Origin of the sequence: Microcystis sp. LSC13-02 (assembly GCA_002282935.1) — a bacterium.
Taxonomy (GTDB): domain Bacteria; phylum Cyanobacteriota; class Cyanobacteriia; order Cyanobacteriales; family Microcystaceae; genus Microcystis.
Genome location: MTBT01000027.1, coordinates 843 through 12,121, shown reverse-complemented (window position 1 = coordinate 12,121; position 11,279 = coordinate 843). Strand labels below are relative to the sequence as shown.

The window sequence follows — 11,279 nt, the reverse complement described above, 5'->3', positions numbered from 1 at the left end:
TGTTCAAAGTGGCCGGAGGGCATTCGGACACTCAAAATGGACGTGGAGAAAGTGTCAGACTTAAGCAATTAAGCGTTTTTCGCTATCTGCGCCAACCCCGTTCAGCGACCACCCTAAAAAAGTGGCGTGGTGAGGAATCGCCGTCCGTTTTACGGCGGCGAGGATGTCAAAATCTTGCTGGTTTTCTTGGATCTTGTCCAATGGCTCAGGGCAGATTTGAACTGCCGACCTTGGGCTTATGAGTCCCCTGCTCTGACCAACTGAGCTACTAAGCCGTTGTTTACACAGTTATCAATAATAACACACAATCCCCCAATTGCACAAGAGCAAAAAAGGGAAGATTTTTTCTTCCCTTTGGGGGCATCTTTAACGTCTGCCTGGCAGGAAAGCCATGGGATTGACTGCTCCCTGGCCGGAGGGGTGAACCTCGAAATGTAGGTGGGGGCCGGTGCTAAAACCGGTGCTACCCATCTGGGCGATTGGCTCGCCTTGCTGAACAGTTTGGCCGCGACGCACCAGCAGACGGCTGTTATGGGCATAGAGAGTGGTGCTACCATCGGGGTGACGCAGTTTCACCAGATTGCCATAACCGCCAGAATTCCAACCGGAGGAGATTACTTCACCGGCAGCCGCGGCCACAACGGGTGTACCCACTGGACCGGCGATATCGATGCCGCGATGAGGTCTGCCCCAGCGCCAACCGAAACCGGAGGTTAACACACCCCTGGTGGGCCAGATAAAGCCGGTAAAAATGGGGGTGGGATTAGGTAAATACTCATCGGGATTAGTGAGGGGAGGAAGGGAAGGTTCTACGGTTTCGCCGACGGGAATTCGTAGGCGGTCATTATATTCTTCCACATTGGTAGGAGCCGAACCGATAATCTGTGGGGGGGTGCTTTGGTTAGAACGAGAACGAAGGGCAGCCCATTGAGGATTAGGGGTTATTTGCCGATCATCGACGGTTTCTGAGGGATTATCGACGGGAATAGCGATACTTTTCTGGGTTTCCGAAAGGTTAGTTTCCCGCAGATTAGCCACCTCTTGGCGCAATCTTTCCCGATAGCTGCCGGTGATATTTTCGGGGAATTCTTCCGTCTCCGTGGTGGCAGTGGCGGCGGGCAAATTTTGTCGATTGCTGGGGTTAAAGGACAATCTAGGGCGAGCGCCGACCAAGGGGGTAAGATTTTGATTAACTCTAGCGTTGGCAGAGCGGTCGGGAATCACTAGGGTTTGATTAACTTTAATCCGGTTGGGGTTGTCAATGCCGTTTTCCCTGGCTAATTCGGCGGGGGTGATGCCGAGAGCGCGAGCGATCGTGTTTAAGGTATCCCCTGGCCGAACCCGATAAACTTGATTTTCTGGGGGAATTATGACCCGAGGATTGGGAACGGCGGGAATTTCAGTGACAGGAGCCGGATTTCCTAGGGCGACGCTGGGAATTTCCGGTCTGCTTGTCAAGGGAGGATTAACGGGAATTGTGGCTATCGGGCGATCGCTTTCAGGGGTGGGAACGGGAATCGGGATCACCTGGCTGGTTGGTCGGGGCGATTCTTCGGGAGCAATAACGGGAATCTCGACAGCGGTTGGCGAATTATCGGGAACGAGAGCGGTAGTTTCGGTGACGATTACTGTTTCCCCGGAATCGGACTGATGGGGGATTTCCTCGGTCCGTAAGGCGGCCAAACTTTCTTGGAGACGTTGACGGGTTTGACGCAGACTAGCAGAGGAACTATCCAACTGCTCAGGAGTTGCTGCCGGGGCTGCCGGGGGCAACTGCTCAGGAGTGGGAATTTTTAAGGTTTGTCCGATAATCAGATCGGATTGGGGGGGGAGATTATTGCGGGTAGCGATCGCTGTAGGGGTGGTTTGATAGGTGTCGGCTAAACTCCACAGGGATTCTCCCGGTTTTACCTGATGCTCAACCACTGATGTGGCGATGAATTTGACGGTAGCAAGTGCTTGGGATTGGATTATTTGCGGTTCTTTTAGTTCTTTACCCGCACCTTTTGCTTTTTGGGACAGGTCAATTACTTCCCATTCTAAGGGTACAGAATTGGCGGCCTGGGCTGATTCTGAGGTGGAGTTGAGAATGCTAGGTACTCCCAGAGAGAGTGCTAATCCCAGCAGGGCAGCCGAGCAACGGACTCGGTTAGACTCAGCAGTGCAATTCTGTTCTGGGGTAGCGGATGTCATGGGGTTGTGGATAAAAGTCTCTTTCAAACAGACCTCCTGTGGTGTAAAGAGTTAGCTAGAGCCAGTCGATTCAGCCGATGATTCTAGCTTTCAGCATTAGCCTTGAGGCTAGAGTAGAAGTTAGGCAACTTTCTTTTTAGTCAAAATACCTAAAGGTGACTTTTAGGAGAGATTAACTTAGATTTTGAAATTGTGCAAGTCTCCCTCTGACTATTAGCATCGGGATCACGGCAAGTTGGTGACATTTTGAATGTCCAGATTGACGATGCTCTATCTCAGTTGTTCCAAGCTGATCAGCATTTTTGGTCCTGCCAATTTTTGCCCGTTTTTCATAGAAATTTTTTATCTGTTTTGCCGTTTACAAAGAAATTATTAATCATTTCCCATCCGTTTTTAATAGAGTGAAGGGAATTTCTGAAATGGAATTCAGTCTGTCTATATTTGACTATACTTTTACTAACTAGGGTCTGCTGAAAAAGTTTTTCGTGGGGACAGGGTGTGGGGTGTGGGGTGTAGGTTTTTACCGATTCTGAGGGCCCGATCACTCCCAGAACTGGTACTTTTTGATTGACAAAAAGTCTAAAAGTCTTACCCAACAAGGTTTTTAGATTTATTCAGCAAGCCCTAACTATCACACCTCATTTTGAGGAGAAAGAAACGCCCTCAAGGAGCGGCGAGTCTCATAATCGCTACAATAATAGATAAAATTCTAATTGCGAGGAAAGCCTATCGATACCATCTTCGGCAATACCCAGGGACTGAAAGCCAGTCAGATGAAACAGCTACAAAGGCTGTACTATGAACGCTTGCCTATCGATACTCTCACCACCCCAGAATTCGCCCAAAGACTGGCGGCCATCAGTACCGATATCCATCAACCCCTCTGCACCTATATCAACCGTCGCGGCCAGGTAATTCGTGTGGGAGTGGGAACCCCCCGACAAACCCAATTTTCTCTCTTGGAACTACCCCGCTACGGTTCTGAGCGTCTTTGCGGAATTCGTTGCATCGCCACGGAACTCAAGCAGGAACCGCCAAAAGAATCCAGTTTAACCGCCATGGCTTTGCAACGATTAGACGCACTGGTGACCTTAACTCTAACCGGTACAGGTATGATCCGTCGCGGTGGTGGGGCAACTGGTTATGTGGAGCAAGTCTATCTGGCTCATCTCATACCACAAAGTCAAACAAATGTCAATAGTAATATATACTGGTCTGTCTCCCCTCCCTTAAATCTAGAGGATTTAAGCAAACAGGACTTTTTAGAGTTAGTGGAAGGACTAGAGGCGGAGTTTCAGAGAGAATTTACGGCTATAACCGTTGATACAGCCGAAGATCGGGTGCTATTGGTTGGTTTAATCACCGACGGGATGAGCGATCGCCAGTTTGAGGACGGTTTAAGCGAATTAGAACGTTTAGTTGATACCGCCGGGGGCAAAGTTTTGCAAGTCACCCGACAAAAACGCGATCATCCCCATCCTCAAACAGTGATCGGTTCGGGAAAAGTGGCAGAAATCGCCCTACAGGTGCAAACTTCGGGGGCTAATTTAGTTGTATTCAATCGCGACCTTTCTCCCGCCCAAATTCGCAATCTAGAGAACCAAATCGGGGTGAGAGTCGTTGATCGCACCGAGGTAATCCTGGATATTTTCGCCCAACGGGCCCAATCCCAAGCGGGTAAACTACAGGTAGAATTAGCCCAATTAGAATACACTTTACCCCGTCTCACCGGACGCGGATTAGCCATGTCGAGATTGGGGGGAGGAATTGGCACTCGCGGACCGGGGGAGACAAAATTAGAAACAGAACGCCGAACTATTCAACGTCGTTTATCCCGTCTCCAGGATGAGGTAGATCAACTGCAAGCTCATCGTTCCCGTTTACGCAAACAACGGCAAAAACAAGATGTAGCCAGTGTGGCGATCGTCGGTTACACCAATGCGGGAAAATCTACTTTAATTAATGCGCTCACCGCTGCCGAAGTTTATACCGCCGATCAACTGTTTGCTACCCTCGATCCCACCACCCGACGCTTAACTATTACCGATCCCCTCACCCAAGTCTCTCACACCCTTTTACTAACCGATACGGTGGGTTTTATCCACGAATTACCCCCCTCGCTGGTGGATGCGTTTCGGGCAACTTTAGAGGAAGTAACGGAAGCAGAAGCATTACTCCATCTGGTGGATCTGTCCCATCCAGCTTGGGAAAGTCAGATTGCCTCGGTATTAAAAATCCTCTCGGAGATGCCGATTCAAACCGGTCCGATGTTAATGGTGTTTAATAAGTTGGATCAGGTAAAAAGCGAGGATTTGGAAATAGCTAAGGAAAAATACCCCCAAGCTGTTTTTATCTCGGCTATTCGTCGGCTAGGATTGGAAACTTTAAAACAAAAGTTAATCGATTTAATCGCTTAAGTATAGCAGTAAGCTGTCAGTATTCAGGAGACAGGAGTTAGGAGTCAGTATTCTCCGAGTCAGTCCTGATGAAAAAATTTTCACCACCAGAGATGAAAATATTCTGATTGACGAATTTGCGTTATTTCAGCTTCTATTTTCAAGTCAGTGCCTCTCCTGATATGTAGCCCATACTCAACGGATTTAGTATGATTGACGAATTTGCGTTATTTCAGCCTCTATTTTCAAGTCAGGAGAGGAGGCGGTCGGCGGTCGGCGGTCGGCAGCTTTTTTCTCCCCACTTCATAATTTATAATTCATAATTCATAATTCCTAATTCCTAATTCCCACTGATAACTTAGGAACTATGCAAACAATCTTTCAGCGCATAGGCTACCTGTTGTTGTTCCTCGAAGCTTAAATCGGGGAACATAGGTAAAGATAACACTTTTTCACTGGCCAATTCAGCCACAGGTAAATCGCCTTTTTTATAGCCTAAATACTGATAAACCGGCTGTAAATGCAGAGGAATCGGATAATAAACCATGGATAGGACATCTTTTTCCTGCAAAGCCGCCCGAATTTGGTCACGATTTTCCGTTAGGATTGTGTACTGATTCCAAACGTGCTTACCTCCGGCTAAAGCGGCAGGTAAAGTGATATTAGGCAAGGGTTGCAGTAATTCCCGATAACGTTGGGCAATCTCGATCCGTTGATTATTCCAAAAATCGAGATATTTCAGCTTAATTTGCAAAATAACCGCTTGAATGGCATCTAAGCGGCTATTCACTCCGATTACCTCATGGAGATAACGCTCCTTGCTGCCGTGTTCTTTAATCATGCGAATTTGTGCCGCTAACTCGGGGTTATTGGTGGTAATTGCGCCACCATCGCCACAACCGCCTAAATTTTTGGTGGGAAAGAAGCTAAAACAGCCAATATCGCCGATACTCCCCACTTTCTGCCCATGCCATTCTGCTCCCGTTGCCTGCGCGCAATCCTCAATCACCAATAAATTATGAGAACGAGCGAAATTTACCACCTCAGACATATTGACAGATTGCCCAAAAAGGTGTACTGGGATAATCGCTTTAGTCTGGGGAGTAATCGCTTTTTCCAACAGTGCCACATCGAGGTTAAAAGTATTAATATCGATATCGACAAAAACCGGTACTGCACCGACTAAATTAATCGCTTCGGCGGTGGCAATAAACGAAAAAGTAGAAGTAATTACTTCATCCCCCGCTTGAATACCGAGGGAGCGCAGTGCCAGATAAAGGGCATCGGTCCCTGAATTACAGGCAACACAATCGCTAACACCATGATAGAGGGCGAATTGTCGTTCTAATTCGCTCACAGCTTCGCCACCAATATAGCGCCCAGAACGGAGGATTTCTAAAACGGCATGGTTAGCTTCTTCGCTGATGACTTGGTATTGACGGGATAAATCGACGGGGGGAATTTTACTCACGCGCTTTCACTCAAATTAGAGACTAATCGGGATTTGTCGGCGAAAAGAAGGATTAATTAGTCAAAAATAATTATAAACTTGCTATTTATAGATGAAGTATCCTTGTAATTTGTTTCTTTTATTTTTATGGATGGATTAGTAGAACTAAATCTGGTGGATTTGGGTTGGGCTTTGGGGATGATGGGTATTTGTTTACTCCTCTCCCGTTGGTCAAATTTAGCCCTAGAGGGACAATTATTATTAGCGACCGGTCGATCGATCCTGCAATTATTAGTGGTAGGCTACGTTATCGCCGTTATTTTTTCCCTGGATAATCCTCTAGCTGTGCTGGGGATTTTGGCAGTGATGATGACTATTGCGACTATTGTTGCTAAAAATCGCATTGATAGCCGGGATAAAGGCTTATTACCGCTAGTTTTCGGCTCTTTATTGATTAGTAGCTGTCTAACTTTAGGTTATGCGATCGCTTTAATTATTCAACCAGAACAATGGTACTCACCCCAATACTTAATTCCCTTGACGGGGATGGTGTTAGGGCAAGCGATGAATAGTGCCTCTTTAGCCGGGGAAAGATTAAGCAGTGCGATTAAAAGTCACCGTTTAGAAATCGAAACCCATCTTTGTTTGGGGGCAACCCCTCAACAAGCGATCGCAGCTTATCAAAAAGAAGCCATTCGAGCTAGTTTAATCCCCACCCTCAATCAGATGATGGTAGTGGGTTTAGTCAGTTTACCCGGAATGTTCACCGGACAGGTATTGGCAGGAAGCGAACCTTTAAACGCCGCTTCCTACCAGATACTGATCCTGTTTATGATTGCCCTAGCTAACCTAATCACCGCTCAATTGGTGACAGAGGGAATCTATCGGCGCTTTTTCAGTGAGAATTTGTCACTTATCAGTTAACAGTTATCACTAACCACTAACCACTCCTGACTGCTAAGGGTTTAACGCCCACTGTTCACTGATTACTGTTTACTGATAACTGATTTAGCCTTTCCACTTGCTGGCGACGACTTCAGCGAGATCAACCACGCGTTGGGAGTAACCCCATTCGTTATCGTACCAAGCGATAACTTTCACCATATCGCCACCCATCACCATCGTTAGACTAGCATCGATGATCGAGGAGGCATCAACACCGCGATAATCAGAGGAAACGAGGGGTAAATCATTATATTCGAGAATTCCTTTCAAAGAATTTTCCGCAGCTTCTTTGAGAACTTCGTTTACCTGTTCCGCGATCGTGCTTTTTTCCACTTGCGCGACTAAATCCACTACAGAAACGTTAGGAGTGGGTACACGCAGGGCGATACCGTTAAGTTTCCCTTTCATTTCGGGGATAACTAAGGCTACAGCTTTGGCAGCACCGGTGGAGGTGGGAACGATGTTAACGGCAGCGGCGCGAGCGCGACGGAGATCTCGGTGACTAGCATCGAGAATGCGTTGATCACCAGTGTAACTGTGGGTGGTGGTCATCGTCCCTTTGATGATGCCGAAGTTTTCGTGAATCACTTTGACGACAGGAGCAAGACAGTTGGTGGTACAACTGGCATTGCTGATGACATTGTATTTATCGTGTTCGTATTCGTGAGCGTTGACACCGACGACATAGGTTCCCACACCCGAACCTTTACCCGGTGCGGTAATGAGGACTTTTTTAGCTCCTGCGACAATATGCTTAGAAGCGCCCTCTTCATCGACGAAAACACCGGTAGCTTCGATCACTAGATCTACACCCCATTCTGCCCAGGGCAGATTGAGGGGATTGCGATCGGAATAACATTTAATGGTTTTACCGTTAACAATTAAAGAATTATCATCGGCATCGATATCAGCGTTAAGTTTGCCTAACATCGAGTCATATTTGAGCAGGTGAGCGTTACTTCGGGGATCGGATGTATCATTGATCCCCACTACCTCCAAGCCACTATCAGTCCGTCCTAACCAACATCTTAGGAAATTACGTCCAATCCGTCCGAAACCATTGATCGCTACTCTAATCACTGCTGCTTGCCCTCTACGTTTTAGTGCAATACATAAAAAAATAATTAATGTTCCCAATCATACCCTAAAGGTTGAACTTTGCGATCCCGATCGAAAATAATTTATTAGCTCACCAATCTTATCGGGTTTAAATGAGCAAATTTAATTTATTAAAGCGATTTAAAGCCAAAATTAGCCTAAATAGGGTTTGCGGCAAAACACCCCACACCCCGCACCCCACACCCTACATCCCACTTCCCACTCCCCAAAAAAAGGAATTGGGAGAAAAAAATTTAATTCTGCGTCAAGGATTTTGCAAGGCAACTGGGCAACATTTTGGAATTCTGCTCAAATGCTCCTATCATGAAGTTGACTTTACTACCGATCGAGTTTAAAACTTATATAATCGTGGGTTTGAGGAGTGAAAACAGTGAAAAAAGTTAATTTTAACGGACAACCTTTCCATTTCATCGGTATTGGCGGTATTGGGATGTCAGCCCTCGCTTATATCTTAGCCAAGCGCAATTTACCTGTGTCTGGCTCGGATTTACGTCCTACTCATATCACCCAACGTCTACAGGGAGCGGGAGCGCAGATTTTCCACCGTCAAGAGGCAAATAATTTAGCTTTATTTCATTCTCCGGGCCCGCAAAATAGTAGCCAAACAGTTCCGCAAGTAATCTGCTCCACGGCGATTAATGACCATAACAAGGAATATCAAGCGGCCAGAAACTTAGGATACCCAATTTTTCACCGTAGCGACGTTTTAGCGGCTTTAATCGCCGATTACGACAGTATCGCCGTCGCTGGAACCCACGGAAAAACCACCACTAGCAGCCTAATCGGTTACGTTCTCCTGGAAGCGGGATTAGACCCCACGATCATTGTCGGTGGTGAGGTGGACGCTTGGGAAGGTAACGCTCGTCTTGGTCAAGGTCGTTTTTTAGTAGCTGAGGCCGATGAGTCCGATGGTTCCTTAACCAAGCACGCCCCGAAAATCGGCGTAATCACTAATATTGAGCTAGATCACCCCGATCATTACCATAATTTAAGCGAAGTTATCGACACTTTCCATGAATTCGCTAATCAGTGCCAGATTTTAGTCGCTTGTTTAGATTGTGACACGATCGCCGAGCATTTCCGTCCCACGATCAGTTATAGTCTCGATCCCGAAAAAGGTGCCGATTACACCGTCAGCGAGATTATCTATGAACAGGGAATGATGAAAGCTTCCGTCTGGGAAAAAGGTAGTTATTTGGGACAAATGGAAGTGAAAATCCCCGGGCAACATAATATTAGTAATGCTTTGGCAGTGGTTGCTATCGGACGTTATCTCGGTTTAGAATTTGCCGTTATTGCCGATGCGATCGCTACTTTTGCTGGGGCAAAACGCCGTTTTGAACACAAGGGAGAGGCAAACGGCATTACTTTTATCGATGATTATGCCCACCATCCTAGCGAATTGTTGGCTACTTTAGCGGCGGCAAAATTGAAGGTAGAAGGCAAACAGTACCAACGTTCGATCGCTATTTTCCAACCCCATCGCTACAGTCGCACCACTGCCTTTTTAGAGGAATTCGGCTCCGCTTTCAGTTCCGCCGATGTGGTAGTGTTAACGGATATTTATAGTGCTGGGGAAGTGAATATCAATCACGTCACCGGGCAGCAAGTGGCCGAACAGGTGAGAAAACACCATAAAAATGCCTACTATCACCCCGAATTGAGTTCTTTAGGTCAATTCCTGCTAGAAATTCTCCAACCAGGGGATCTAGCTCTGTTCCTCGGCGCTGGCAATCTCAATCAAGTTATCCCGGAAATGCTCTCTGTTTACTGCGAACAATTAGCATATCAGTTATCAGTTATCAGTTATCAGTTATCAGTTATCAGTTATCAGTTATCAGTTATCAGATGTAAGTTTTAAGTTAATTAGTTAGTTATCTTTATAGCAGTTTTCATCAGAATGAGGTATGGGCAAGGGGCTTAAACCCTTTGTTGGCAAAACTTGTTGATACCTCAGTAAAGTGAAAAGCGCTATATCTTTATACCTGTTTACTGATCACTGATCACTGTTTACTGTTTACTGATCACTGTTTACTGATCACTGATCACTGTTTACTGATCACTGATCACTGTTTACTGTTTACTGATCACTGTTTACTGATTACTGTTCACTGAAAATGCTCCCCAACCCCCTAAAACCCTATGATTAAAACCTCTGTTTCTCTAGCTGATTTCACTTCCTACCGGGTGGGGGGAAGAGCGCAATGGTATGCCGAACCCATTAATCTAGAGGAATTAAGAGAAGTGTTCGCTTGGTGGCGATCGCAAGATTTGCCCTTGACTGTTTTGGGGGCTGGTTCAAATTTACTAATCAGCGATCGAGGTTTACCCGGACTTGTCCTCAATACTCGCCATCTGCGATCGAGTTGTTTTGATGGCGAAACTGCTACGATTACAGCAGCAGCGGGGGAACCCCTGCCAAAAATAGCTTGGAGAGCGGCAAAACGGGGCTGGAAGGGCTTAGAATGGGCGGTGGGTATCCCCGGTACGGTGGGGGGTGCTGTGGTGATGAATGCGGGCGCACATACTTCCTGTGTGGCGGATCGATTAGTGCGGGCGCTGGTATTAAATCCCGATGGTCAGTTAGAAACTTTAAGCAAAGAAGATTTAAATTATAGTTATCGCAGTTCTTCTCTGCAAGGGGATCAACGTTTAGTTATCGAAGCCACATTTCAGTTAGAAGCTACCGATAATCGCAAGGAAATAATGGCAATTACTACCCATAATTTACTCCATCGCAAAAGTACCCAACCCTATGATCGTCCTAGTTGTGGTAGTGTTTTCCGCAATCCTAAACCGCAATTTGCCGGGGCTTTAATTGAGGAAATGGGATTAAAAGGTTATCAAATTGGTGGGGCGCAAGTATCAGAATTACACGCTAATTTTATCCTGAATATTGGTTCGGCAAAAGCGTCGGATATTCTGCGTTTAATTCGTCATGTGCAGGAACAAGTGTTCGATCGCTGGTCTTTGTGGTTAGAACCAGAAGTGAAAGTTTTAGGAGAATTTGACGGGATTTAACTATTTTTCTCGATAACGGTGGAACTCAGCCGCGATGGGCTGGAGTGCGACGGCAGATATTTTTTTGACATCCTCGCCGCCGTAAAACGGACGGCGATTCCTCACCACGCCACCTTTTTAGAATGGTCGCGTCAATGGGGTTGACGCGACCCGGG

The 11,279-nt window shown here is 46.5% G+C and carries 10 protein-coding genes and 1 tRNA gene; 6 read left to right on the top strand and 5 right to left on the bottom strand.

What is annotated here, in order from left to right; all coding sequences use genetic code 11:
- Nucleotides 1-60: 60 nt before the first annotated feature.
- From BGL89_RS01705 to BGL89_RS01695, 3 genes are all read right to left on the bottom strand, one after another.
- Nucleotides 61-201 carry a hypothetical protein gene (locus BGL89_RS01705; RefSeq protein WP_286824042.1) on the bottom strand — a complete coding sequence of 47 codons (141 nt, stop codon included), beginning with the start codon at nucleotides 199-201 and terminating at the stop codon, nucleotides 61-63.
- Nucleotides 202-275, bottom strand: a tRNA-Met gene (locus BGL89_RS01700).
- A gap of 91 nt (nucleotides 276-366) precedes the next feature.
- Nucleotides 367-2,193 carry a peptidoglycan DD-metalloendopeptidase family protein gene (locus BGL89_RS01695; protein ID WP_286824040.1) on the bottom strand — a complete coding sequence of 609 codons (1,827 nt, stop codon included), beginning with the start codon at nucleotides 2,191-2,193 and terminating at the stop codon, nucleotides 367-369.
- A 713-nt stretch (nucleotides 2,194-2,906) separates the two neighbouring features.
- Between BGL89_RS01695 and hflX the strand changes: the two genes are divergently transcribed.
- The gene (gene hflX, locus BGL89_RS01690) at nucleotides 2,907-4,610 is read left to right on the top strand and encodes a GTPase HflX (RefSeq protein WP_286824038.1); all 1,704 of its coding nucleotides are present in this window, start codon (nucleotides 2,907-2,909) and stop codon (nucleotides 4,608-4,610) included.
- Nucleotides 4,611-4,947: 337 nt separating this feature from the next.
- On the opposite strand, the gene BGL89_RS01685 is transcribed toward hflX, so the two are convergent.
- The gene (locus tag BGL89_RS01685; protein ID WP_286824036.1) at nucleotides 4,948-6,060 is read right to left on the bottom strand and encodes a DegT/DnrJ/EryC1/StrS family aminotransferase; all 1,113 of its coding nucleotides are present in this window, start codon (nucleotides 6,058-6,060) and stop codon (nucleotides 4,948-4,950) included.
- A 126-nt stretch (nucleotides 6,061-6,186) separates the two neighbouring features.
- On the opposite strand from BGL89_RS01685, the gene BGL89_RS01680 reads away from it, so the two are divergent.
- Nucleotides 6,187-6,963, top strand: a complete 777-nt coding sequence (locus tag BGL89_RS01680) for an ABC transporter permease (RefSeq protein ID WP_194016479.1) — start codon at nucleotides 6,187-6,189, stop codon at nucleotides 6,961-6,963.
- Nucleotides 6,964-7,047: 84 nt separating this feature from the next.
- Here BGL89_RS01680 and BGL89_RS01675 read toward each other — a convergent pair whose 3' ends face one another.
- Complete coding sequence (locus tag BGL89_RS01675; RefSeq protein WP_286824034.1) at nucleotides 7,048-8,064, bottom strand: type I glyceraldehyde-3-phosphate dehydrogenase; 1,017 nt, start codon at nucleotides 8,062-8,064, stop codon at nucleotides 7,048-7,050.
- A gap of 131 nt (nucleotides 8,065-8,195) precedes the next feature.
- Between BGL89_RS01675 and BGL89_RS01670 the strand changes: the two genes are divergently transcribed.
- The 4 genes from BGL89_RS01670 to BGL89_RS01655 all read left to right on the top strand — a co-directional run bounded on the left by BGL89_RS01670 (nucleotide 8,196) and on the right by BGL89_RS01655 (nucleotide 11,268).
- Nucleotides 8,196-8,438 carry a hypothetical protein gene (locus BGL89_RS01670; RefSeq protein ID WP_286824032.1) on the top strand — a complete coding sequence of 81 codons (243 nt, stop codon included), beginning with the start codon at nucleotides 8,196-8,198 and terminating at the stop codon, nucleotides 8,436-8,438.
- A gap of 35 nt (nucleotides 8,439-8,473) precedes the next feature.
- Entirely contained in the window at nucleotides 8,474-9,964 is a 1,491-nt protein-coding gene (murC, locus tag BGL89_RS01665; protein ID WP_286824030.1) for a UDP-N-acetylmuramate--L-alanine ligase, read from the top strand.
- A 281-nt stretch (nucleotides 9,965-10,245) separates the two neighbouring features.
- Nucleotides 10,246-11,124, top strand: a complete 879-nt coding sequence (gene murB, locus BGL89_RS01660; protein ID WP_286824028.1) for a UDP-N-acetylmuramate dehydrogenase — start codon at nucleotides 10,246-10,248, stop codon at nucleotides 11,122-11,124.
- A gap of 18 nt (nucleotides 11,125-11,142) precedes the next feature.
- Complete coding sequence (locus BGL89_RS01655) at nucleotides 11,143-11,268, top strand: hypothetical protein (RefSeq protein WP_286824026.1); 126 nt, start codon at nucleotides 11,143-11,145, stop codon at nucleotides 11,266-11,268.
- Nucleotides 11,269-11,279 lie beyond the last annotated feature (11 nt).